The following is a 22,462-nucleotide window of genomic DNA, read 5'->3' on the forward strand; positions in this document are numbered from 1 at the left end:
ACGTGGTGATTGCTCCCGCCGCGACCGAATCGAGACCAGGAATTCCGCTGATCACCCCCCGGCCGGGGAACGCGCCGGTCAGAAGCCCAGCCGGCGCAGCTGGCGGGGGTCCCGCTGCCACTCCTTGGCCACCTTGACGTGCAGGTCGAGGTAGACCTTCGAGCCGAGCAGCGCCTCGATGTTCTTGCGGGCGGTGGCGCCGACCTCGCGCAGCCGCTCCCCCTTGTGCCCCAGGATGATCCCCTTCTGGCTGGGGCGTTCGACGTAGAGGAACGCGTGCACGTCGATGAGGTCGTCGCGGCCCTCGCGGGGCAGCATCTCCTCGACGGTGACGGCGATCGAGTGCGGCAGCTCGTCGCGGACGCCTTCCAGCGCCGACTCGCGGATGAGCTCGGCGACCAGCGTCTGCTCGGGTTCGTCGGTGAGCTCGCCGCCGGGGTAGAGCTGCGGGCCCTCGGGCAGCTTCCCGACCAGCAGGTCGGCGAGCGCGCCGACCTGGAAACCGTCCACTGCGGACACCGGGATCAGCTCGGCGAACTCCATCACTTGCTGCAGCGCAAGCAACTGTTCCGCCACCTGCTGTGGCTGGACGAGGTCGGTCTTCGTGACGATCCCGATGACCGGCGTCCGCCTCGCGATCTTCTGCAGCTCCGCGGCGATGAACTTGTCGCCGGGCCCGATCTTTTCGTTGGCCGGCACGCAGAAGCCGACGACGTCCACTTCGGACCACGTGGTGTGCACGATGTCGTTGAGCCGCTCGCCGAGCAGCGTCCGGGGCCGGTGCAGGCCCGGGGTGTCGATGAGGACGAGCTGGGCGTCGTCGCGGTGCACGATGCCGCGGATCGCGTGGCGCGTCGTCTGCGGCTTGCTCGAGGTGATCGCGACCTTGGTGCCGACGAGGGCGTTGGTCAGCGTCGACTTGCCCGCGTTGGGCCGGCCGACGAAGCAGGCGAAGCCGGACCGGTGCTCCGTCATCGCTTCAGCACCTCGAGCACGGTGCCGTCCGGGGCGGCGAGGATGATCGGCGCGTACTTCGCGATGTCGCGGACCGCGTGCACGGACGCGCCCTTGAGCAGCCCCTCTTCGCTGACGACGGCGGCGGCTTCGATGCCTTCCGCGCCGCTGGAGAGCGCGGCGGCGACCGCGGCCTGGAGCGCGGTGAGCTTGAACGACGGCTGGTCGACCGTGCCCGCGGCGTAGGTGCGGCCGTCGGTGTCGCGGACCGCGGCGCCCTCGGGGGCCTGGGTGCGGGCGCGCGAGGACCGGGCCAGGACGACCAGCTTCTGGTCCTCCGCCTCGAGGTCAGGCATGTTCGACGCTCCTGTCGCGTTCGTCGGGGTGGGGCAGGCGCGTGCGGCGCCGGGCGCTGCGGTCGGCCGGGTCCGTCATCGCGTCGGCGTCGGCCGGGTGCACGACCACCGAGGTGATCCGCATGCGGCCGCGCCGGTCCTTGCCCCCTTCGGCGAACAGCCGAAGGCCGGCGACCTCGGCTTCGGCCCCCGGTAGCGGGACCCTACCCAGTCGTTCCGCGAGCAGCCCGCCCACGGTCTCCACGTCGTGGTCTTCGAGGTCGATGCCGAACAGTTCGCCCAGGTCGTCGACGCTCATCCGGGACGAGACGCGGACCGCGCCGCCGTCGAGCTCCTCGACCTCGGGGCGCTCGTCGGCGTCGGACTCGTCGGTGATCTCGCCGACGATCTCCTCGAGGACGTCCTCGATGGTGAGCAGCCCGGCGGTGCCCCCGTACTCGTCGACGGCGATCGCCATGTGGTTGTGCGAGCGCTGCATCTCCTTGAGCAGCTCGTCGAGCCGCTTGGAGTCGGGGACGAAGGAGGCCTCGTTCATCAGCGTGCCGACGACGGTGCTCGCGCCGTCCGGGTCCATGTACGCGGCCATCAGGTCCTTGATGTTGACGACGCCGACGATGTCGTCGACGGACTCGTCGATCACCGGCAGCCGCGTGAAGCCGGTGCGCAGGGCGAGGGCGAGGGCCTGGCGGACCGTCTTCGCGCGCTCGATCCAGACGATCTCGGTGCGCGGCACCATGACCTCGCGCGCGACGGTGTCGCCGAGCTCGAACACCGAGTGGATCATCTCGCGCTCGGAGTCCTCGACCACGCCGCGTTCCTGGGCGAGGTCGACGAGCTCGCGCAGCTCGACTTCGGAGGTGAACGGGCCTTCGCGGAAGCCCTGGCCGGGCGTGATGGCGTTACCGATGAGGATCAGCAGCCGGGACAGCGGCCCGAGGACCGAGCCGAGGACGCGGACGGGCCCGGCGACGTAGCGGCCGATGCGGTACGGGTGCTGGCGGCCGAGAGTGCGCGGGCCGACGCCGATGAGGACGTAGCTGACCACGACCATGACGACCGCGGCGACGAGGACCGCGAGCCCGAGCGGCGCCAGCCGGGTGCCGACGAACACCGTGACGAGCACGGTGGCGGTGAGCTCGCAGCCCAGGCGCAGCAGGAGCAGCAGGTTGATGTGCCGGCGCCGTTCCCCGACGACGGCGGCGAGCTGCCGGGCGCCGGGCAGCCCGAGCCGGGCGAGGCCGTCGGCCCGGGCTTGCGAGACGGTGCTGATGGCGGCGTCGGCCGCCGCGAACACGCCCGCGAGGAGCACGAGCGCGATCGCGAAGAGAAGCTGGACCATGACGGGCGCCTAGAACCTCGCGCCCGAAGCCCGCCGGCCGGACCGAGCGCCCCAATGTGGCCTTGGTTGCGTCAGACGCACCCAATGTGGCCTTCGGTGCGTCTGACGCACCGAAGGCCACATTGGGGCGCTCGGGCGGGCGGGCACTAGGGCGTTTCCGCGGCGGGCGGCTCGGTGGCCGGGGCGCCGGCGTCGAGCCCGGCGATGCCGAGGACTCGGTCGTCGGTGTTGCGCTGGGCGTCGCGCTTCTCCAGCGCGGCGACGGCGTCCTGGTACTCGCCGAGGATCCGCTTCTGGAGGGCGAACATCTCGCGCTCCTCGGCCGGCTCGGCGTGGTCGTAGCCGAGCAGGTGCAGGCAGCCGTGCACGGTGAGCAGGTGCAGCTCGTCGATCAGGGCGTGGCCCGCGGTCTTGGCCTGGTCCTTGGCGAACGCCGGGCAGAGCACGATGTCGCCGAGCAGCGCCGGCGACGCGTCGGGCGCGTCCGGGCGGCGGGAGGAGTCGAGCTCGTCCATCGGGAAGGCCATCACGTCGGTGGGCCCTGGCAGGTCCATCCAGCGCTCGTGCAGGTCTTCCATGACGTCGAGGGTGACCAGCAGGATGGACAGCTCGGCGAGCGGGCTGACCTCCATCTTGTCGAGGGCGTAGCGGGCGGCCGAGACGATGGACGTCTCGTCGACGTCGACACCGGACTCGTTGGCGATCTCGATGCTCACCGACGGTTGCCCTTCCAGCCGTTGCCCTGCTGCTGGTCCTGGGCGTCCTGCACGGCCTGCCACTTCTCGTAGGCGTCGACGATGTCGCCGACGAGCTTGTGCCGGACGACGTCCTGGCTGGTCAGTTCGGAGAAGTGCAGCCCTTCGACCGAGCCGAGGATGTCGCGCACGACGCGCAGGCCGCTGCGCTGCCCGTTGGGCAGGTCGACCTGCGTGATGTCGCCGGTGACGACGATCTTGGAGCCGAAGCCCAGGCGGGTGAGGAACATCTTCATCTGCTCGGGCGTGGTGTTCTGGGCCTCGTCGAGGATGATGAAGGCGTCATTGAGGGTACGGCCGCGCATGTAGGCCAGCGGCGCGATCTCGATGGTGCCGGCCTGCATGAGCCGCGGGATCGAGTCGGGTTCGACCATGTCGTGCAGCGCGTCGTAAAGCGGCCGCAGGTAGGGGTCGATCTTCTCGTTGAGCGTGCCGGGCAGGTAGCCGAGGCGCTCGCCGGCTTCGACGGCCGGGCGGGTCAGCACGATGCGGGTGACCTGCTTGGCCTGCAGGGCCTGGACGGCCTTGGCCATGGCGAGGTAGGTCTTGCCGGTGCCGGCCGGGCCGATGCCGAAGACGACGGTGTGCTTGTCGATGGCGTCGACGTAGCGCTTCTGGTTGAGCGTCTTGGGCCGGATGGTCTTGCCGCGGCGGGAGACGATGTTGAGGCTGAGCACCTCGGCCGGCGACGCGTCGCCGGTGGAGAGCATCCCGATGGTGCGGCGGACGGTGTCCGGGCCGACCTGCTGCCCGCCGGTGGCGAGGGTGACGAGGTCGGCGAAGACGCGCTCGGCGAACGCGACATCGGCGGGGGCGCCGGTCAGGGTGACCTCGTTGCCGCGCACGTGCACGTCGGCGGCGAGGAGCTCCTCGGCGACGCGCAGGTTCTCGTCGCGGGAGCCGAGCAGGCTGAGGGCGGCGGCGTCGGGAATGGGGAAGCGGGACTGCGCAGCCTGGGCGGCGGCGTCCTCGGTCTTGGCGGCGTCCCCGGGGACGTCGGGTCGGGCGGCTCCACCCGGTACGGTTCCGGCCACGTGGCCTCGGCCCTGCTTTCTCGGTGAGGGACTACTGACCCCACCGATGCTACTGGCACCCACCGACAAGACGCAGGCCGGTTTCGCTAGTCCTCGTCCGGCGCCCCGAACAACCCGAGCGGCTCCCCGCCGAGCACGTGGGCGTGCACGTGGAAGACGGTCTGCCCGGCATCGGAGTCGGTGTTGAAGACCACCCGGTACCCGCTCTCGACGATGCCCTCGAGCTCGGCAACCTTACGAGCAGTGGCAACAACTTCACTGAGAAGCTGCGGATCGGCAGCAGCCAGCTCCCCGACGTTCCGATACCGCGTCTTGGGCACAACAAGCACGTGAACCTTCGCCTGAGGCCGAATATCCCGAAAGGCAAAGGTGCTGGCGTCCTGATAGACGACGTCAGCAGGAATCTCCCCGGCAATGATCTTCTCGAAGAGAGTGTCGGCAGCGTCACCGTCAGCGTCAGCGTGGCTCATGCGAAGCACCCTACTGAACGCCCCCGCGGCACCCACCCAACCCACAACGCAACTCGCGGGGGGTCCGGGGGCTTGCCCCCGGCTGGGGGTCTGGGGGTTTGACCCCCAGAGAACACAACGAACGCAAGCGGCGTTTGAAGGAGCGAAGCGAGAGAAAACGCCGCGGCGCGGTAGACCCTGGGGGTCGATCTACCGCAGCCGCGGCTCCGCCGGACCGAGGGGGGAGGTGCCCGGCGGGGTCCTTGATTCTTCCCAGTGGCGCGCCGAAACTTTGTGTGGCGCGCTAGTAAACGAGAGTAACCGGTCAGAGTGTGATCGCGCCATAACTCGGCGCAAATTTTTTCAGTGGGTGATCTTTTCACGCCCAGCGGCTGGTCAGAGCCCCGAGCGCACCGAGCGCCACCGCGGCCGCGGTGGAGGTGCGCAGGACCGTCGTGCCGAGACGCACAGCCCGCGCCCCCGCCGCGACCAAAGCCTCGAGTTCCTGATCCGTGATGCCACCCTCGGGCCCCACGACCAGCAGCAGATCCCCGGTGTCGGGCAGCGAAACATCGGTGAGCCGCTCCGGAACATCGGACTCGAGCACGACGACCAGCGACATCGTGGCAGCCAGCCCGGCCAGCTCGCCGGTCGTCACCGGCTCGGCGACCTCGGGCACGTGCGCCCGCCGAGCCTGCTTGGCGGCGGCCCGGGCAGTCGCCCGCCAGCGGCCGAGGGCCTTGTCGCCCCGCGCTCCGTCCTCCCACTTGGCGACGCTGCGGGCGGCCCGCCAGGGCACGATCGCGTCGATGCCCGCTTCGGTGGCCAGCTCGACGGCGAGCTCACCGCGGTCGCCTTTGGCCAGGGCCTGGGCGAGCACGACGCGCAGCGCGGGTGGCTCCTCCGTCCAGCTCTCCTCGACCGTGAGGGTGACCGCGGCGTCCCGGCCGGCCTGGACGGCCTCGACGACGCAGCGGGCCATCGTGCCCGCGCCGTCGGACAGCACCAGCCGCTCCCCCGCGCGGAGGCGGCGGACGGTCGCCGCGTGCCGGGCTTCCTCGCCGTCGAGGACCGCGGTGCCCGCGGTGGGCACGGCCGCGGCGAGGAAGACCGGCAGGGTCGTGTCGGGCACGGTCAGCGGTGGTTCTTGGCGCGCAGCTTCGAGAACAGGCCGCCGTGCTTGCCGTTGGCCGAGAGGCTCGGGGCCTCCTCGCCGCGCTGCTGGGCCAGCTCGACCAGCAGTTCGCGCTGGGCTTCGTCGAGCTTGGTCGGCACCTGGACGTCGATGTGGACGTGCAGGTCGCCGCGGCCGTCGACGCGGCCGGAGGACCGCAGCCGGGGCATGCCCTTGCCGGTGAGGACGAGCTCGGCGTTGGGCTGGGTGCCCGGTTCGACGTCGAGCTCGTAGTCGCCGTCGACCAGCGTCGCGATCGGCACCGTGGCGCCGAGGGCGGCGGTGGTCATCGGGATGCGGAAGTTGCAGTGCAGGTCGTGGCCCTGGCGGACGAAGACCTCGTGCGGGGTCTCGTCGATCTCGACGTACAGGTCGCCGGCCGGGCCGCCGCCGGGGCCGACCTCGCCCTGGCCGGAAAGCCGGATGCGCATGCCGTCGCCGACGCCCGGCGGGATCTTCGCCGTGACGTTGCGGCGGGCGCGGATGCGGCCGTCGCCGCCGCACTGGCGGCACGGGTCCGGGATGACCTCGCCGAAGCCGCGGCAGACCGGGCAGGGGCGGGCGGTGACGACCTGGCCGAGGAACGAGCGCTGGACGGACTGGACCTCGCCGGCGCCACCGCAGGTGTCGCACGTCTTGACGCCGGTGCCCTCGGCGGTGCCCGCGCCGCGGCAGAGGTCGCAGACGATCGCCGTGTCGACGGCGATCTCCTTGTCGACCCCGGTGGCGCACTCCTCGAGGGACAGGCCGAGCCGGATCAGGGCGTCGGAGCCGGGCTGGACGCGGCTGCGCGGGCCCCGCCCGCGGCCGCCACCCCCGCCGGCCGCGCCGAAGAAGGCGTCCATGATGTCGCCGAGGCCGCCGAACCCGGCGAACGGGTCGCCGCCGCCCCCGCCGCGCGCGCCGCCGTCCATCGGGTCGCCGCCGAGGTCGACGATCTTGCGCTTCTGCGGGTCGGACAGCACCTCGTAGGCCGTCGTGACCTCGCCGAACTTGTGCTGCGCGTCTTCCGACGGGTTGACGTCGGGGTGCAGCTCCCTGGCCAGCTTCCGGTACGCGCGCTTGATGTCCTGATCGCTCGCGTTCTTGGCCACCCCGAGGATGCCGTAGTAGTCCCTCGCCACCGTCTCTGCTTCTCCTTCTGCTCTGCCCGGCTCAGCGGCCGTGCAGGATCTGCCCCACGTAGTTGGCGACCGCGCGCACCGCGGCGATCGTGCCGGGGTAGTCCATCCGGGTCGGGCCGACCACCCCCATGCCGCCGAGCACCATGTCCTGGCCGTAACCGATCGAAACGACCGAGGTGCTGCGCATCTGCTCGTCCTCATTTTCCTCACCGATGCGCACGGTGATCGCACCGGGGTTGCGCGCGGCCGCGAGGAGCTTGAGCACGACGACCTGCTCCTCGAGTGCTTCGAGGACCTGGCGCAGCGAGCCGGGGAAGTCGGCGACGTTGCGGGTCAGGTTGGCGGTGCCGCCGAGGACCAGGCGTTCCTCGGGGTGTTCGGCGAGCGACTCGACCAGGACCGTGGTGACGCGGATGAGCGCGTCGCGCAGCTCCCCGGGGGCCTGGTCGGGCAGCTCGGCCACGCGCGCGGCGGCCTCGTTGAGCCGCCGGCCGGACATGGCCGTGTTGAGCACCGTGCGCAACCGGGTCACGTCGGCTTCGGAGACGACGTCGCCGAGGTCGACCGTGCGCTGGTCGACGCGCCCGTTGTCGGCGATCAGCACCAGCATGAGCCGGGCCGGGGTGAGCGGCACCACTTCGAGGTGGCGCACCTTGGCGTTGGTCAGCATCGGGTACTGGACGACGGCCACCTGCCGGGTCAGCTGCGCGAGCAGCCGGACCGACCGGCGCAGGACGTCGTCGAGGTCGGTGCCGCTGTCGAGGAAGGTGGTGATGGCCTTGCGCTCGGCGGTGCTCAGCGGCTTGATCTCGGAGAGCCGGTCGACGAAGAGGCGGTAGCCCTTGTCGGTCGGGACGCGCCCGGCGCTGGTGTGCGGCTGGGTGATGTAGCCCTCTTCTTCGAGGGTCGCCATGTCGTTGCGCACGGTGGCGCTGGAGACCCCCAGGTTGTGCCGCTCGACGATCGCCTTCGAGCCGACCGGTTCCTGGTTGGACACGTAGTCGGCGACGATCGCGCGCAGCACGTCGAAGCGGCGCTCGTCCGCGTTGGCCACCGGTTCCTCACCTACCTCGCTCGCTGCTCACCCCGAGTTTACGGAAGCCTGAGCCGGTCGTGCTCAACCCCGGGGGTTCGCGCCGGGTAAAGAGCATACAAACGAACTCCCATGCATTCTTCTCGAAATGAATTCCCGGCTTGAAGCGGGAACCGAAAAGCGGTTTGCTGCCTCTGATCCGCATGCCCTCCCCCGATTCCGAGGTCGCCGTGAACCCACCCGAGCCCCCTTCGGCCGGAATGCCCGATATCGCCCGGCGCGCGGCCGAGGCGAAAGCCCGGCTCGAGCGGGTCTCGGCGACCGCGTCGAGCGCCGACGGGGCCGTCACGGTCACCGTCAACACCAGCGGTGCGCTGCAGGAACTCACGTTCGGCCCGCGGGCGGACGAGCTGCCCCGCGCCCGGCTCGCGCAGGCCGTCCTCGCCGCCGCCAAGCGCGCGCAGGTCGACGCCGCCCAGCAGCTGGCCGCCGTCATGGCGCCGGTGATCGGCGCCGACAGCGACGCGATGCATTTCCTCCGGGAACAGATCCCGACGCCCGAACTGCCCGAAGAAGAACAGGTCACCCCACCGCGCTGGGAATTCACCGAAACGCCGCGGGAAACACCGCCGCCGCCCCCGCCGCCGGTGCGCCCGGCCCGGCCTCGCCCGGACGACGACGAAGACTTCGGCGGCCCGATCCTGCGCCGGGGGCTCTGATGGCGGGCGAAGCGATGAAAGTGGACTTCGACGCCCTCGGCGGGCACGAGGACGAGATCCGGGAGATCGCCGGGCGCGTGCAGGAGGCGGTCGAGGCCGCGGGCACCGCGGGCGCGCTCGACTTCGACGCGTTCGGGCTGGTCGGGCAGGTGTTCGCGGTGCCGATCCAGGCGTGGGTCGACACCGCCGACGGCTTCCTGAACGCGGCCGTCGAGGCCGGCCACGACGTCGCGGACCGCGTGAAGACCGCGCACACGGCGTTCCGCGAGCACGAACAGACCACGAAGTGCCTGATCGAGGGCATCGGCAAGGAGCTTCCCGCATGACCGAGAACGCGCTGGTCGCCACCTCCGAGTCGCCCGGCGGCTTCTGGAGCGGCATGGGCGACGGCTCGAAGGGCGAGCTGGACAACCTCAACGCCCAGACCGGCGGCGCCGGCATCTTCAGCGACGCCGCGTCGACGCTCACCGACGCCCGGAACGGCGACTGGGGCAACCTCGCGATGGACGTCGGCACCGACGCCCTCGACCTGCTCGGCGCGGCGATGGACCCGCTCGGCACGCTGGCCAGCGCCGGTGTCGGCTGGCTCATCGAGCACATCAGCTTCCTCAAGGACGGCCTCGACAAGCTGGCCGGGAAGCCCGAGGCCGTCACCGCCAAGGCCGTGACCTGGTCGAACATCCAGAAGTCGCTCACCGAGACGGCCGAAAGCTACGAGCAGCAGGCCAAGAAGGTCCAGCAGTCCTTCAGCGACTGCGGCTCGGCCGAGGCCTACCAGAAGACGGCCGAAAGCTACGTCAGCGTCCTGCGCGGAGCCGCGTCGCACGCCGGGGACGCGTCGACGGCCATGAACGTCGGCGCCGCGCTCGTCGGCACCGAGCGCGGGCTGATCCGCGACATGATCTCGTCGTTCGTCGGAGAGCTGATCGTGAAGGCGCTGGCCGCGCTGGCCGCGTCGTGGTGCACCTTCGGCGGCACGATCGCGGCGTTCATCGCCGACACCGTCGTCGAGGGCGGCGTGCTGGCGGAGAAGATCAGCACGCGGATCGCGAAGGTCGTCGAGAAGCTGGAGAGCCTCGCGAAGGGCGCGGGCAAGTCGAAGGCGGCCCTGGAAGGCGCGGCAAACGCGCTGAAGAAGGTCGGCAAGGGCGTCGACAAGATCGTGGACAAGAGCGTCGACACGGCCGCGGGCATCGAGCGCAAGGCCAACGAGCTCAAGCAGGCGGGCCGGGAGGCGAAGTCCGCCGAGGAGACGGCCGACGGCTGGAAGGACGCCTGGGCGGACAAGGTGCCCGGGCGGGACAAGGTCGAAGGCCTCGGCGAGAAGTTCTCCGAGGACGGCCGCAGCACGCTCAAGCCGGGCGCGTGGCAGGAGTCCGGTGGGTTCCCGGGCTGGAACACCGCGGACACCACGGGTGTGGTGACCGAAGGCCGCCGCCAGGAGAACGAACAGCGCGACCGCTACCACGAAACCCAGGAGGCGTACGAAAAGGAGCACCCCGAGTGACGGTCGCCGACGTGGAGCTGGCCAACCGCGAAGGCCGGCTCCACCCTTCGCAGCGCGGGAAGCTGCTCGACGGCACCTTCTGGACGGCGGCGGTGCTGGTGCTCGCCGGGCTCGTGCTCACCTCGCTCGCGATCGCCGACGGCGTCGCGGCCGCCACCGTCCCGATCCTCCTGGTGACGGCGTGGTTCGCCTTCGTCTGCGGCCGGCGCCTGGCGGAGGCCGGCAGCGGGCGGCTGGTCGTGGTCACCGGCTGGACGCACGACTTCGGCAAGGTGCACGGCAAGCGGCCCGAGCCCGGGCAGTACCCGATCTACCTCTACACCGTCATGGACCGGATGTGGTTCACCTACCTGGTGGTCGAGGGCCGCAGCTTCCGGCTCGACGACCGCGAGCTGCGTGCGCGGATCCAGGCGGAGCGGACGAACGCCGTCTACCTGACTCCGCGCACGAAGCTGCTCGTCAACGTCCTCCCGGCTTAGGAGTTGCGCGGGAAGCCCAGGTTCACCCCGGCGTGCGAGCGGTTCGGCCACCGCGACGTCACGACCTTCGTCCGCGTGAAGAAGTGGAACCCCTCGGGCCCGTAGGCGTGGCTGTCCCCGAACAGCGAGTCCTTCCAGCCGCCGAAGGAGTAGTAGCCCACCGGGACCGGGATCGGGACGTTCACGCCGACCATGCCGACCTCGACCTCGTTCTGGAACCGCCGGGCCGCCGCGCCGTCGCCGGTGAAGATCGCCGTGCCGTTGCCGTAGGGGTTCGCGTTGATCAGGTCCAGCGCGTCGTCGTAGGAGGTGGCGCGGGCGACCGCCAGCACCGGGCCGAAGATCTCGTCGGTGTAGATCGACATCTCCGGGCGGACGTGGTCGAACAGCGTCGGGCCGAGCCAGAAGCCGTCGCCCGGGACCTCGATCCCGCGCCCGTCCACGACGAGCGACGCGCCCGAGGAAACGCCGGCGTCCACATAGGACGAAACCCGCTCGTGGTGCGCCGCCGTCACCAGCGGGCCCATCTCCGACTCGGGGTCGCGGCCGTCGCCGACGCGCAGCCGGGACATCCGCTCGGTGATCTTCGCGACCAGCTCGTCGCCGACCGGGTCGACCGCGACCACCACCGAGACCGCCATGCAGCGTTCGCCCGCCGAGCCGAAGCCGGCCGACACCGCGGCGTCCGCGGCCAGGTCGAGGTCGGCGTCGGGCAGGACGACCATGTGGTTCTTCGCGCCGCCGAGCGCCTGGACGCGCTTTCCGTGCCGAGTGCCGGTTTCGTAGACGTAGCGGGCGATCGGCGTCGACCCGACGAACGAGATCGCCTTGACGTCGTCGTGGGTGAGCAGCCCGTCGACCGCCGCCTTGTCGCCGTGCAGCACGTTCAGCACGCCCGCCGGCAGCCCGGCTTCGGCGAACAGCTCGGCCATGAACACCGCGGCCGACGGGTCCTTCTCGCTCGGCTTGAGCACGACGGTGTTGCCGCAGGCCAGCGCGTTCGGGACGAACCAGAGCGGCACCATGGCCGGGAAGTTGAACGGCGAGATCACGCCGACCACGCCGAGGGGCTGGGCGATCGAGTAGACGTCGACGCCGGTGGAGGCGTTCTCGCTGAACCCGCCCTTGAGCAGCTGGGCCGCGCCGCAGGCGTACTCGACGTTCTCGATCGCGCGGGCGACCTCGCCGGCGGCGTCGGACTCGACCTTGCCGTGCTCGCTCGTGACGATCTTGGCGAGCTCGTGCTTGCGGGCGGCGAGCAGCTCGCGGAAGGCGAACAGCACCCGCGTCCGGCCGGCCAGCGACGTCCCGCGCCAGCCCGGCAGCGCCGCCTTGGCCGCGGCGACGGCGGCTTCGACCTCGGCGTCACCGGCGAAGTCGACGTGGGCCCGGACCTGCCCGGTGGCGGGGTCGAACACCTCGCCCGACCGCGCGGCGGTCCCGGTGAACGGCTTGCCGTCGATCCAGTGGCTGATGCGGTCGGTCACGGCACGCGCTCCTTCGCTCGGGGACTTCCCCTGCGAGTCTCCGGGCACCCGCCACGCCAACGCCATCGACAACGTGTACGTCAGTCGGCTCCCGGCCGTACAGTCTGTCCCTGCCGATCAGACCCTCAGACCCGAGGAGCCATGTACCCGACCGTCGCCGAGGTGCTCGCGCTGCCCGTGCTGCGCCAGGGCCGTCCCCACGTCGTCGCGGGCTCGGCCGGGCTCGACGCGCCGGTGCGCTGGGCGCACGTGGCCGAGGTGGCCGACATCGCGCACCTGCTGCGCGGTGGCGAGCTGGTGCTGACCACCGGCGTCGCGCTGCCCGACGACGGCGCGGCGCTCGCCCGGTACGTCGCCGACCTGGCCGGGGTCGGCGCCGCCGGCCTGGTGATCGAGCTGGTCCGGCACTGGAGCGACAAGCTGCCCGCCGCGCTGGTCGAGGCGGCCGAGGCGCACGGCCTGCCGCTGGTCACGCTCTCGCGCGAGACGCGGTACGTGAGCGTCACCGAGGCGGTGAACGGCCAGATCGTCGACGCCCAGGTCGCCGAGCTGCGGGCCGCCGAGCGGGTGCACGAGACGTTCACCGCGCTGACCGTCGCCGGTGCCGAACCCGGCGTCGTGCTGGGCGAGGTCGCCCGGCTGACCGAGCAGCCGGTGGTGCTGGAGACGCTGTCGCACGAGGTCCTGGCCTACGACGCGGCCGGCGCCGACCCCGGCGAGCTGCTCACCGGCTGGCCCGCTCGCTCCCGCGTGGTCCAGCTCGGCGAGCGGACCGGCTACCACCCCGGTTCGGGCTGGCTGGTCACCGTGGTCGGCGCGCGCGGGCACGACTGGGGGCGGCTGGTCGTCGTCTGCGCCGACCCGCCGCCGCACCGCCACCGGGTGGTCGCCGAGCGGGCCGCGTCCGCGCTGGCCGTGCACCGGCTGGTCGCCAAGGATTCCGACGGGCTCGAGCGGCAGGCCCACCGCGCGGTGCTCACCGAGCTGCTCGCGTCGCCGGCGCCGTCGGCGGAGCTGCTGGCGCGGGCTTCGGCGCTGGCCGTGCCGCTCACCGGGCGGCAGCTGGTCGGGCTGGCGGTGCGGCCCAAGCTGATCGGCCACCGGCCGGCGCTTTCCACCCCGCCGGTGGTGCGTGAGCTGGCCGAGGCGACGGTACTGGCCGCGCGCCGGGCGAAGGTGGCGGCGCTGGTGGCGACCGACGAGCTCGGGGTGCGGGCGCTGATCGCGCTGTCCCCGGAGGCGAACGCCGACACCGTGCTGCACCGGCTCGCCGGCGACGTCCGCGAGGCCCGGGGCAGCGCGCCGGGCGTGCTCGCGGTCGGCACGACGGTGACGTCGCCGGCCGAAGCGGGCCGGACGCTGCACGAGGCCGGCCAGGTCGCGGCGGCGGCGCTCGGCGCGGGCGTCGAGCGCGTGCTGCACCGGCTGTCCGACGTCCGGCTGCGCGGCCTGCTGCACCTGTTGTCGGGCGACGAGCGCGTGACGGCGTTCGCCCAGCGCGAGCTGGGTCCGCTGCTGCAGCGCGACGCCGCGGCCGGGAGCCGGCTCCTCCAGGCGCTGCGGCACTACTGCGAGCACGGCGGCAACAAGTCGGCGGCGGCCGCGGCGGCCCACACTTCGCGGACGGCGTACTACCAGCAGCTCGCCCGGATCGAGCAGGTCCTCGGCGTCCGGCTGGAGGACCCGGAGTCGATGCTCTCGCTCTACGTCGCGTTGCTGGCCTTGGACCTCACTCGGACGAGCGAAGAAGACTCACCCGGACGAGGAACACAGTGATCGGCCCCGGGCTGCCGATGGAACCGATATGGCCCTCCTCCCCCTTGCTGCCTGCGTGCTGAGCCTGAGCTGCCTCGCGCCGGCGCAACCCCCGGCGTCGACCCTGCAGCTGACCAGCCACGACACCGCCAACCGCATCGGCTCGGTCGTCCTCACCTGCGAGCCGGCGGGCGGCACGCACCCGAAGCACGACAAGGCGTGCGCGGTGCTGTCGAGCGCCGGCGGCGACTTTTCCCGGATCAACGCGCGGCACCAGGCGTGCACGCTGATCTACGCCCCGGTCGACGTCACGGCGGTCGGCACCTGGCGCGGCAAGCCGGTGTCGTTCCACACGACGTACCCGAACCGCTGCGCGGCCGACCGCGACTCGGACGACGTCTTCGCCTTCTGACGTCCGGACACGCGGCAGCCGCCGGGCCGCCCCCACGACGACCCGGTGGCTACCGCGCGACGTTCTTAACTACGCACAGCGACGCGGTTCGGTTCAGTGACAGCTGCCGAGAGGTACGTCACGCGCCGCTGACCGGCTCAGGTTCCAGGCGGGCCAGCCGTCCGCCGGGTCGCCGTCGAGGACCTGGCGCAGCACGCACGTGCGCAGGGGTTCCGGCAGCCGCGCCGAAACCACCGGGACGACGTCGGCGGAGAACCCGGCGAGGTACCGGTGGTCCAGGGGTTTTCCGGCGGCGGCGCGGTCGAGGTTGGCGTCGGCGATCAGCCGTTCGGGATCCAGGACGGCGAGCACGAGCAGCGCCGCGGCGGCCGTGCCGATCGCCGCGCGGGGCAGCCACGCCGAGCGCAGCTTCACCAGCGACGCGCAGACGAGCACGAACACCCCGCCGAACCAGAGTTCGCAGACCTCGACGAGCAGGCGCAGCACGGTGAAGCCGTACGCTTCCTGGTAGGTCCACATGCGACTCAACGCGGAGCCGACGAGCACCAGGCTCAGCACGCTGAGCGCCCCGAGCAGGACGCGCTGGCGAAGCCGGTCGGCCTTGGTCACGTCCGGCGCCCAGCGCAGGGCCGCGCCGACGATCGCGAGGGTCAGCACGGTGACGGCGCACAGCTGCCAGAAGCCGCTGCGGGCGTACTCCGCCGACGTCAGGCCGCTGGTGCGCAGGACGTACTCGGTGCCACCGAACAGCACGACCAGCCGGACGCCGACGAACACGCTGAACAGCAGCACGAGGACACCGAGCGGGACTGTCCACTCCAGACCGTACTTGTCCCGGTGCGGACGTTCGGCGGACGCGCGGTGCGGTGGCGCGGCGAGGAAGTAACACGCCCCGGCGACGAGCAACGCGACGACGGCGAACACCCCGAGCCACCGCGCGAGGGTAGCGAAGCTGAGATCGGGGATCATGGCGTTGACGACGGCGGCGAAGGCGGCGTCGGCGCTGGCGAGCAGGGGCACGAAGACGGCGACGAGCGCGGCGGCGGCCAGCACGGCGAGCGCGATCCGCCGCGCGACCCCGTCGCGGCGGGCGGTGAAGCGGCCCACCCCGCGGCCCGCCCAGGGGATGGCGCGCAGGGCTTCGAGCGGGACGGCGAGCACGTCGTAGAGGACGGAGTGGACGGTCCGCGCCCCGACGACGGCGAGCGACCCGGTGCCGAAGGCGCCGAGCACGCAGAGGACGAACAGCCACTCCGACGCCCGGACGGCGCCCATCGCGAGGAGCGCGAGGGTGAGCCCCGCCCAGGTGGCGTTGACCCAGGTGAAGGGACTGTCGCCGCCATCGCCCCGCGACCGCCGATCGGCGACGAAGACAGCGACGACGACGGCCAGCCCGGAGAGGAACCACCCGGCCCCGGGCCGGTCGACGGGCAGCAGGAGCGCACCGGCAACGCCGGCCAGGGTGGCGGCGGGCAGCACGGCGGGAGGAAGCGGAACAACGGCGGACTTGGGCGGCGGGAGAGGGCGCATGAGGACAGGTGGCGCGGCCACGGCAACGCCACCGGCCGGGCTCACCGGCACGGCATCGCCACCCGCAGCCGCTCGCGCGCTCGCCCCCGCGCCACCCGCCCGCGAGCGACCGCCCACCGCAGCGCCGGCCCGACCCACCGCGCCGGCGCTCTCCCCGACCACATCACCCGCCGAGCCACGCCGGTCCACCCCGGCCACGGCGCCGGCACGCCCCACGCCGCCGCCTCTCTCCCCGACCACATCTCCCGCAGAGCCACCCGCCCGCGGGCGACCACCCACCGCGCCGCCTTCCTCCCCGACCACCTCACCGGCCGAGCCACGCCGATCGGCCGCCCCGGCCACGGCGCCGGCACGCCCTACCCCGCCACCTCTCCTCCCGACCGCACCTCCCGCAGAGCCACCCGCCCGCGAGCGACCACCCACCGCGCCGCCTTCCTCCCCGACCACCTCACCCGCCGAGCCACGCCGATCCGCCCCGGCCACGGCGCCGGCACGCCCCACCCCGCCGCCTTCCTCCTCGACCACCTCACCCGCAGAGCCGCCCCGGTAGGCCGCCCCGGCCGCAGCGCTCGACCGCTTACCCCGCGGCACCAGCCCCGCATCCCCGATCCTGTTCTTCGGCATCTCGCCTGCTTTCTCCGCGCGAAGCCCCGCCGAGCCGCGCGAGTTCGCGTTCGCAAATACCCGGCGGCGAGCGGACCGCTCGCCGCCGGAAAAGACCTCAGCCCGTCGGCAGCGTCACCCTGATCCGGCTGCCCGGCCCGGCGGACACGACCTCGATCGTCCCGCCGTGCAGCTCCACCGCCCACCGGGCGATCGCCAGCCCGAGCCCCGTGCCCCCGCCCGACGGCCGCTCGCCCCGCGTGAACCGCTCGAACACGCGCTCGCGATCGGCCGGGGAGATGCCCGGGCCCTCGTCGCACACGTCGATCCGCACCTCGCCCGGGCGCGCCTCCGCCAGCACCCGCACCGAACCACCCGCCGGGCCGTGGCGGACCGCGTTCTCCAGCAGGTTCGCCACCACCTGGAACAGCCGCCCGCGATCCGCCACCACGACCACGTCCGGCGGCGAAACCGACACCGAGAACGTCACGCCGCGCACCAAAGCCGCCTCGGAGACGGCCGAGGAAAGCAGCGAAGACAGCGAAAACGACGTCTTGTGCAGCGGGATCGCCCCGGCGTCGAGCCGCGACAGGTCGAGCAGCTCGTCCACCAGCGTCGCCAGCCGCTCGGTCTGCTGCAACGCCGTCTTCAACGTCGCGGGATCGGCGTCCTCGACGCCGTCGACCAGGTTCTCCAGCACCCCGTTCAACGCCGTGATCGGCGTCCGCAGCTCGTGCGACACGTTCGCGATCAGCTCGCGGCGCTGCCGGTCCGCGTCCCCCAGGTCCCCCGCCATCTGGTTGAACGCCCGCGCCAGCGATCCCACCTCGTCGCGGGTGGTCGCGCGGATCCGGCGCGTGTAGTCGCCCTTCGCCATCGCCCGCGCCGCCGCCGTCATCTCGCGCAGCGGCCGCGTCATCCCGTGCGCCAGCACCTGCGACAACACCAGCGCCAGCACCATCGCCGTGATCGTCGTCTTCGGCGGCAGCCAGCCGATCTGCCAGTTGAAGAACGCGAACGCGACCCCACCGGACGCCACCATGAGGATCGCCAGCTTCAGCTTGATCGACCGGATCCGGTCCAGCGGCCGCGGCACGAGGTTCACGCTCCCGCCTCCAACGCGTACCCGACGCCGTGCACGGTCCGGATCAGGTCCGCCCCGAGCTTCCGCCGCAGCGCCTTGATGTGGCTGTCCACCGCCCGGGTGCCCGCGGACGTGCCGTGGACGTCCCAGTCCCACACCTCCGACAGCAGCCGTTCCCGCGGCTGCACCACCCGCGGCCGCCGCGCGAAGTGCACCAGCAGGTCGAACTCGATCGGCGTCAGCTGCGCCGCGACGCCCGCCCGGGCGACCCGCCGCTGGTCGACGTCGATCTCGAGGTCGCCCAGCACGATCCGGGCCCCCGAAGCACCGGCCGAAGACCGCTCCACCCGCCGCAGCAGCGCGTGCACCCGCGCGGTGAGCACCCGCATCGAGAACGGCTTCGTGAGGTAGTCGTCGGCGCCGACCCCCAGCCCGACCAGCATGTCCGTCTCGTCGGCCCGCGCGGTCAGCATCAGCACCGGCACCGGCCGCCGGCCCTGGATCCGGCGGCAGACCTCGAGCCCGTCGAACCCCGGCAGCATGACGTCCAGCACGACGAGGTCCGGCTCCCCGGACGCCTCGGCCGAGACCGCCGCCGGCCCGTCGTGGGCGACGTCCACACTGAACCCCTCGGCCCGCAGCCGGGCCGCGATCGACGCGGCGATCGTGACGTCGTCCTCGACGACCAGCACCCGCCGCCCACCCAGTTCCATGGCCACGACCCTATGCACCCCCGGTGGAGACGGTTCGCGCGAAGTGTGAAGATCCTGTGGAGACGTTTCAGCCGCTTTGCCGGTTCATGACGATCGGTGGTGTGACGCAGGTCATGCACTCCGGCGCCGGTTCGCGCAATCGACAGACTGCACTCCTGATCAGCGAAGAGTGAACAGTCTGCCGTTGCCCCGGTCACAACCGGGCGCGCAGGATTCCGCAATGGCGCCGACACCCGCAGACCAGCGCGTGCACGACGACGGCCGGGTCGAGCTCGACCCCGCCGACGTCCCGTCTCTCGAAGGCAGCCGGTTCTTCAACTCCGAACTGGCACCCGTCCCCGTCGAAAAGCGGACCTGGACCACTTACAACTACTTCGCGCTCTGGATGGGGATGGCGCACAACATCCCCAGCTACGCCCTGGCCGCGTCACTGATCGCGCTCGGCATGAACTGGGTGCAGGCACTGATCACGATCACCATCGGCAACCTGATCGTGCTGGCGCCGATGCTGCTCAACAGCCACGCCGGCACGAAGTACGGCATCCCGTTCCCGGTGTTCGCCCGCGCGTTCTACGGCCTGCGCGGCGCCAACCTGGCCGCGCTGCTGCGCGCGTTCATCGCGTGCGGCTGGTTCGGCATCCAGACGTGGGTCGGCGGTGAGGCCATCTACGTCATCCTCGGCCGGCTGCTCGGCTCGTGGTGGCGTGACTCGTCGGTGATCGCCGGGCAGCACTGGACACTGTGGCTGTCCTTCGTGGTCTTCTGGATCGGGCAGATGCTGATCATCTGGCGCGGCATGGAGGCGGTCCGCCGGTTCGAGAACTGGACGGCGCCGCTGGTGTCGGTCGGCTTCCTGATCATGCTCGGGTACGTGCTGGTCAAGGCGGGCGGGCTCGGTCCGATCCTGTCCGACGGCGGCAAGCTCGGCTGGGGCCCGGACTTCTGGAAGGTGTTCGCGCCGTCGCTGATGGCGATGATCGCGTTCTGGTCGACGCTCTCGCTGAACATGCCGGACTTCACGCGCTTCGGCGGCAGCCAGCGCAAGCAGGTCCGCGGCCAGATCCTCGGCCTGCCCACCACGATGACGTTCATCGCGATCGTGGCCATCCTGACGACGTCGGGCGGGCACGTCCTCTACGGCGAGGACATCTGGGACCCGGCGCAGCTGGCCGACAAGTTCACCAGCCCGGTCGTGGTCGTCGTCGCGCTGGTCGCGCTGGTGCTGGCCACGATCTCGGCGAACCTCGCGGCCAACGTCGTCAGCCCGTCCTACGACTTCTCGAACGCCTTCCCGAAGAAGATCACGTTCGCGGTCGGCGGCGGGATCACCGGCGTCATCGGCATCCTCATCCAGCCGTGGCGGCTGTACTCCGACCCGAACATCTACATCTTCGCCTGGCTCGGCTTCTACGGCGGCCTGCTCGGCGCGGTCGCCGGGGTGCTCGTCGCGGGCTACTGGGTGATCGCCCGCACGAAGCTGCGTCTCAAGGACCTCTACACACCCGATGGGGTGTATTGGTTCAGTGGCGGCTGGAACTGGCGCGCGTTGGTCGCGACGCTGGTCGGAGCCGTTCTCGCCGTCGGTGGTGCCTATGGTGGCCCCTTCCCCGACAGCGGCCTGATCCCGTTCCTCAAGCCCCTTTACGACTACAACTGGGTGGTCGGCTTCGTCGGCGCGTTCGTCGTCTTCGCCGCCCTGTCGGTATCCGCTAACAAGGAGGAAGCAAGTGAGCGTCGTCCGAGCCGGATTGATCCAGCAGCGGTGGACGGGTGACAAGGAGTCCATGATCAAGGCGGCCCTCGACCACATCGCCACCGCCGCCTCGCAGGGCGCGCAGGTCGTGTGCCTGCAGGAGCTGTTCTACGGGCCGTACTTCTGCCAGGTGCAGGACACCGACTACTACTCCTACACCGAGGGCATCCCGGACGGGCCCACCACGAAGCTCATGCAGGAGGTGGCCGAGCGCCACGGCGTCGTGCTGGTCGTGCCGATGTACGAGGTCGAGCAGCCCGGCGTGTACTACAACACCGCCGCGGTGATCGACGCCGACGGCACCTACCTCGGCAAGCACCGCAAGAACCACATCCCGCAGGTCAAGGGCTTCTGGGAGAAGTTCTACTTCCGCCCCGGCAACATGGGCTACCCGGTGTTCGACACCGCCGTGGGCCGCATCGGCGTCTACATCTGCTACGAGCGGCACTTCCCGGAGGGCTGGCGCGCGCTGGGCCTGGCCGGGGCGAAGATCGTGTTCAACCCGTCGGCGACCAGCCGCGGCCTGTCGCAGTACTTGTGGCGGCTGGAGCAGCCGGCGGCCGCGGTGGCCAACGAGTACTTCGTCGGCGCGATCAACCGCGTCGGCGTGGAACCGCTGGGCGACAACGACTTCTACGGCCAGACGTACTTCGCCGACCCGCGCGGGCAGCTGATCGGCGACGCCGCGTCCGACACCGACGACGAGGTCGTCATCCGCGACCTCGACATGACGCTGCTCGACGAGGTCCGGGACCTGTGGGCGTTCTACCGCGACCGCCGGCCCGACACCTACGGCCCCCTCACGGAGGCCTGATGACCACGCTCATCACGGGCGGCCAGGTCGTCTCGCCGTCGGGTGCGCTTTTGGCGGACGTCCTCGTCGACGGCGAGACCATCGCCGCCGTCGGGGCGCCCGGCACGCTGTCCGGCGACGAAACGATCGACGCCACCGGCAAGTACGTGCTGCCCGGCGGCATCGACGCGCACACGCACATGGAGATGCCGTTCGGCGGCACGCACTCGGTCGACACGTTCTCCACCGGCACCACGGCGGCGGCGTGGGGTGGCACGACCACGATCATCGACTTCGCCGTGCAGGCCAAGGGCACCTCGCTGCTGTCCACCATGGACAAGTGGCACACCAAGGCCGACGGCAACTGCGCCATCGACTACGGCTTCCACATGATCGTCAGCGACGTCAACGACCAGTCGCTGAAGGAGATGGAAGCCTGCGTCGACGCCGGCGTCGGCAGCTTCAAGATGTTCATGGCGTACCCCGGGGTGTTCTACTCCACGGACGGGGAAATCCTGCTCGCGATGCAGAAAGCCCGCGAAATCGGCGCTACGATCATGATGCACGCGGAAAACGGCATCGCGATCGATCAGCTGGCGGCGCAGGCTGTGGCGGACGGGAACACCGACCCGGTGCAGCACGGTCTGACCCGGCCACCGGAACTGGAAGGAGAAGCGACATCGCGGGCGATCCAGCTCGCGAAGGTCACCGGCTCGCCGTTGTACATCGTGCACCTGTCGGCGTCGCAAGCGCTGGCGGCGGTGGCGGAAGCGCGTAACGACGGTCAAAACGTCTTCGCGGAGACGTGCCCGCAGTACCTCTACTTGTCCATTGAGGACTTGGCGAAGCCCGGCTTCGAGGGCGCGAAGTACGTCGCTTCGCCACCGCTGCGGGAGAAGTCGCACCAGGCCGACCTGTGGCGCGGGCTGCGGACCAACGACCTGTCCGTGGTGTCCACCGACCACTGCCCCTTCTGCTTCAAGGACCAGAAGGAGCTGGGGCGTGGCGACTTCCGGGCCATCCCGAACGGGATGCCGGGTGTCGAGCACCGGATGGACCTGCTGCACCAGGGCGTCGTCGCCGGCGAGCTGACGCTCGGCCGCTGGGTCGAGACGTGCTCGGCGACACCCGCGCGGATGTTCGGGCTGTACCCGCGCAAGGGTGTCATCGCGGCGGGATCGGACGCGGACATCGTGATCTACGACCCCACGGCCAAGCAGACGCTGTCCGCGGAAACGCACCACATGAACGTGGACTACTCGGCGTACGAAGGGTTCGAGCTGACCGGCCGGGTGCACACCGTGCTGTCCCGCGGGCGCGTGGTCGTGTCGCCGGACGGGTTCACCGGGTCGACGTCGCACGGCAAGTTCCTGTCCCGCTCGCTGAACCAGTACCTGAACTGAGGACGC

At 71.4% G+C, this 22,462-nt stretch carries 22 protein-coding genes; 9 read left to right on the forward strand and 13 right to left on the reverse strand.

Annotated elements, in window-relative coordinates; translation table 11 throughout:
* Positions 1 to 78 precede the first annotated feature (78 nt).
* From era to hrcA, 9 genes are all read right to left on the reverse strand, one after another.
* Positions 79 to 975, reverse strand: coding sequence for a GTPase Era (gene era / locus M8542_RS10560; RefSeq protein WP_257919883.1), 897 nt, complete (start codon positions 973 to 975; stop codon positions 79 to 81).
* The gene (locus M8542_RS10565) at positions 972 to 1,310 is read right to left on the reverse strand and encodes a cytidine deaminase-like protein (protein WP_257919884.1); all 339 of its coding nucleotides are present in this window, start codon (positions 1,308 to 1,310) and stop codon (positions 972 to 974) included. The genes era and M8542_RS10565 overlap by 4 nt, the downstream gene beginning before the upstream one ends.
* Complete coding sequence (locus tag M8542_RS10570; RefSeq protein WP_257919885.1) at positions 1,303 to 2,649, reverse strand: hemolysin family protein; 1,347 nt, start codon at positions 2,647 to 2,649, stop codon at positions 1,303 to 1,305. The genes M8542_RS10565 and M8542_RS10570 overlap by 8 nt, the downstream gene beginning before the upstream one ends.
* A gap of 146 nt (positions 2,650 to 2,795) precedes the next feature.
* A complete protein-coding gene (gene ybeY / locus M8542_RS10575) occupies positions 2,796 to 3,365 on the reverse strand; it encodes an rRNA maturation RNase YbeY (RefSeq protein ID WP_257919886.1) in 570 nt (189 codons plus the stop codon).
* On the reverse strand, positions 3,362 to 4,438 hold the full coding sequence (locus M8542_RS10580; protein WP_257919887.1) for a PhoH family protein: 1,077 nt from the start codon (positions 4,436 to 4,438) through the stop codon (positions 3,362 to 3,364). Before M8542_RS10580 ends, ybeY begins: the two co-directional genes overlap by 4 nt.
* A gap of 86 nt (positions 4,439 to 4,524) precedes the next feature.
* The gene (locus tag M8542_RS10585) at positions 4,525 to 4,908 is read right to left on the reverse strand and encodes a histidine triad nucleotide-binding protein (RefSeq protein WP_257919888.1); all 384 of its coding nucleotides are present in this window, start codon (positions 4,906 to 4,908) and stop codon (positions 4,525 to 4,527) included.
* 358 nt (positions 4,909 to 5,266) lie between these two features.
* Positions 5,267 to 6,019, reverse strand: coding sequence for a 16S rRNA (uracil(1498)-N(3))-methyltransferase (locus M8542_RS10590; RefSeq protein WP_257919889.1), 753 nt, complete (start codon positions 6,017 to 6,019; stop codon positions 5,267 to 5,269).
* A gap of 2 nt (positions 6,020 to 6,021) precedes the next feature.
* Positions 6,022 to 7,185, reverse strand: a complete 1,164-nt coding sequence (gene dnaJ / locus M8542_RS10595) for a molecular chaperone DnaJ (protein WP_257919890.1) — start codon at positions 7,183 to 7,185, stop codon at positions 6,022 to 6,024.
* A gap of 31 nt (positions 7,186 to 7,216) precedes the next feature.
* Positions 7,217 to 8,239, reverse strand: a complete 1,023-nt coding sequence (hrcA, locus tag M8542_RS10600) for a heat-inducible transcriptional repressor HrcA (protein WP_257919891.1) — start codon at positions 8,237 to 8,239, stop codon at positions 7,217 to 7,219.
* Between the two features lie 140 nt (positions 8,240 to 8,379).
* On the opposite strand from hrcA, the gene M8542_RS10605 reads away from it, so the two are divergent.
* From M8542_RS10605 to M8542_RS10620, 4 genes are read left to right on the forward strand one after another with little or no spacing between them, the layout of a single operon-like run.
* Positions 8,380 to 8,937, forward strand: a complete 558-nt coding sequence (locus tag M8542_RS10605) for a YbaB/EbfC family nucleoid-associated protein (protein WP_257919892.1) — start codon at positions 8,380 to 8,382, stop codon at positions 8,935 to 8,937.
* Positions 8,937 to 9,263, forward strand: a complete 327-nt coding sequence (locus M8542_RS10610; protein ID WP_257919893.1) for a type VII secretion target — start codon at positions 8,937 to 8,939, stop codon at positions 9,261 to 9,263. Before M8542_RS10605 ends, M8542_RS10610 begins: the two co-directional genes overlap by 1 nt.
* Positions 9,260 to 10,444: a hypothetical protein gene (locus M8542_RS10615; RefSeq protein WP_257919894.1), complete on the forward strand. Its 1,185-nt coding sequence runs from the start codon at positions 9,260 to 9,262 to the stop codon at positions 10,442 to 10,444. The genes M8542_RS10610 and M8542_RS10615 overlap by 4 nt, the downstream gene beginning before the upstream one ends.
* Entirely contained in the window at positions 10,441 to 10,923 is a 483-nt protein-coding gene (locus tag M8542_RS10620) for a hypothetical protein (RefSeq protein ID WP_257919895.1), read from the forward strand. Before M8542_RS10615 ends, M8542_RS10620 begins: the two co-directional genes overlap by 4 nt.
* Here the strand turns inward: M8542_RS10620 and M8542_RS10625 are convergent.
* The gene (locus M8542_RS10625; RefSeq protein WP_257919896.1) at positions 10,920 to 12,410 is read right to left on the reverse strand and encodes a CoA-acylating methylmalonate-semialdehyde dehydrogenase; all 1,491 of its coding nucleotides are present in this window, start codon (positions 12,408 to 12,410) and stop codon (positions 10,920 to 10,922) included. The genes M8542_RS10620 and M8542_RS10625 overlap by 4 nt on opposite strands.
* Before the next feature lie 141 nt (positions 12,411 to 12,551).
* Between M8542_RS10625 and M8542_RS10630 the strand changes: the two genes are divergently transcribed.
* Together M8542_RS10630 and M8542_RS10635 are read left to right on the forward strand one after the other, a co-directional pair.
* Positions 12,552 to 14,186 (forward strand): PucR family transcriptional regulator, encoded by a 1,635-nt coding sequence (locus M8542_RS10630; protein WP_257919897.1) that lies wholly within the window; start codon positions 12,552 to 12,554, stop codon positions 14,184 to 14,186.
* Positions 14,187 to 14,214: 28 nt separating this feature from the next.
* Positions 14,215 to 14,577, forward strand: a complete 363-nt coding sequence (locus M8542_RS10635; protein ID WP_257919898.1) for an SSI family serine proteinase inhibitor — start codon at positions 14,215 to 14,217, stop codon at positions 14,575 to 14,577.
* Positions 14,578 to 14,670: 93 nt separating this feature from the next.
* Here the strand turns inward: M8542_RS10635 and M8542_RS10640 are convergent, their stop codons facing one another.
* From M8542_RS10640 to M8542_RS10650, 3 genes are all read right to left on the reverse strand, one after another.
* Positions 14,671 to 16,056, reverse strand: coding sequence for a DUF4153 domain-containing protein (locus M8542_RS10640; protein WP_257919899.1), 1,386 nt, complete (start codon positions 16,054 to 16,056; stop codon positions 14,671 to 14,673).
* A gap of 772 nt (positions 16,057 to 16,828) precedes the next feature.
* Positions 16,829 to 17,815, reverse strand: coding sequence for a HAMP domain-containing sensor histidine kinase (locus M8542_RS10645; RefSeq protein ID WP_257919900.1), 987 nt, complete (start codon positions 17,813 to 17,815; stop codon positions 16,829 to 16,831).
* Entirely contained in the window at positions 17,812 to 18,507 is a 696-nt protein-coding gene (locus tag M8542_RS10650; RefSeq protein ID WP_257919901.1) for a response regulator transcription factor, read from the reverse strand. The genes M8542_RS10645 and M8542_RS10650 overlap by 4 nt, the downstream gene beginning before the upstream one ends.
* Before the next feature lie 220 nt (positions 18,508 to 18,727).
* On the opposite strand from M8542_RS10650, the gene M8542_RS10655 reads away from it, so the two are divergent.
* The 3 genes from M8542_RS10655 to hydA are packed head-to-tail and all read left to right on the forward strand — an operon-like array spanning position 18,728 to position 22,456.
* The gene (locus tag M8542_RS10655) at positions 18,728 to 20,281 is read left to right on the forward strand and encodes an NCS1 family nucleobase:cation symporter-1 (protein ID WP_257919902.1); all 1,554 of its coding nucleotides are present in this window, start codon (positions 18,728 to 18,730) and stop codon (positions 20,279 to 20,281) included.
* A gap of 10 nt (positions 20,282 to 20,291) precedes the next feature.
* Entirely contained in the window at positions 20,292 to 21,074 is a 783-nt protein-coding gene (locus tag M8542_RS10660; RefSeq protein WP_257920185.1) for a nitrilase-related carbon-nitrogen hydrolase, read from the forward strand.
* Entirely contained in the window at positions 21,074 to 22,456 is a 1,383-nt protein-coding gene (gene hydA / locus M8542_RS10665; protein ID WP_257919903.1) for a dihydropyrimidinase, read from the forward strand. Before M8542_RS10660 ends, hydA begins: the two co-directional genes overlap by 1 nt.
* Positions 22,457 to 22,462 lie beyond the last annotated feature (6 nt).

The sequence above is a fragment of the Amycolatopsis iheyensis genome, from assembly GCF_024703995.1.
Lineage (GTDB): Bacteria > Actinomycetota > Actinomycetes > Mycobacteriales > Pseudonocardiaceae > Amycolatopsis > Amycolatopsis iheyensis.

Coding starts and splice junctions, on each gene's coding strand:
- M8542_RS10610 (WP_257919893.1), top strand. CDS start 8,937: ATGGCGGGCGAAGCGATGAAAGTGGACTTCGACGCCCTCGGCGGGCAC.
- M8542_RS10630 (WP_257919897.1), top strand. CDS start 12,552: ATGTACCCGACCGTCGCCGAGGTGCTCGCGCTGCCCGTGCTGCGCCAG.
- M8542_RS10570 (WP_257919885.1), bottom strand. CDS start 2,649: ATGGTCCAGCTTCTCTTCGCGATCGCGCTCGTGCTCCTCGCGGGCGTG.
- M8542_RS10635 (WP_257919898.1), top strand. CDS start 14,215: ATGGCCCTCCTCCCCCTTGCTGCCTGCGTGCTGAGCCTGAGCTGCCTC.
- hydA (WP_257919903.1), top strand. CDS start 21,074: ATGACCACGCTCATCACGGGCGGCCAGGTCGTCTCGCCGTCGGGTGCG.
- M8542_RS10565 (WP_257919884.1), bottom strand. CDS start 1,310: ATGCCTGACCTCGAGGCGGAGGACCAGAAGCTGGTCGTCCTGGCCCGG.
- M8542_RS10655 (WP_257919902.1), top strand. CDS start 18,728: ATGGCGCCGACACCCGCAGACCAGCGCGTGCACGACGACGGCCGGGTC.
- M8542_RS10650 (WP_257919901.1), bottom strand. CDS start 18,507: ATGGAACTGGGTGGGCGGCGGGTGCTGGTCGTCGAGGACGACGTCACG.
- M8542_RS10615 (WP_257919894.1), top strand. CDS start 9,260: ATGACCGAGAACGCGCTGGTCGCCACCTCCGAGTCGCCCGGCGGCTTC.
- M8542_RS10660 (WP_257920185.1), top strand. CDS start 20,292: ATGATCAAGGCGGCCCTCGACCACATCGCCACCGCCGCCTCGCAGGGC.
- M8542_RS10585 (WP_257919888.1), bottom strand. CDS start 4,908: ATGAGCCACGCTGACGCTGACGGTGACGCTGCCGACACTCTCTTCGAG.
- era (WP_257919883.1), bottom strand. CDS start 975: ATGACGGAGCACCGGTCCGGCTTCGCCTGCTTCGTCGGCCGGCCCAAC.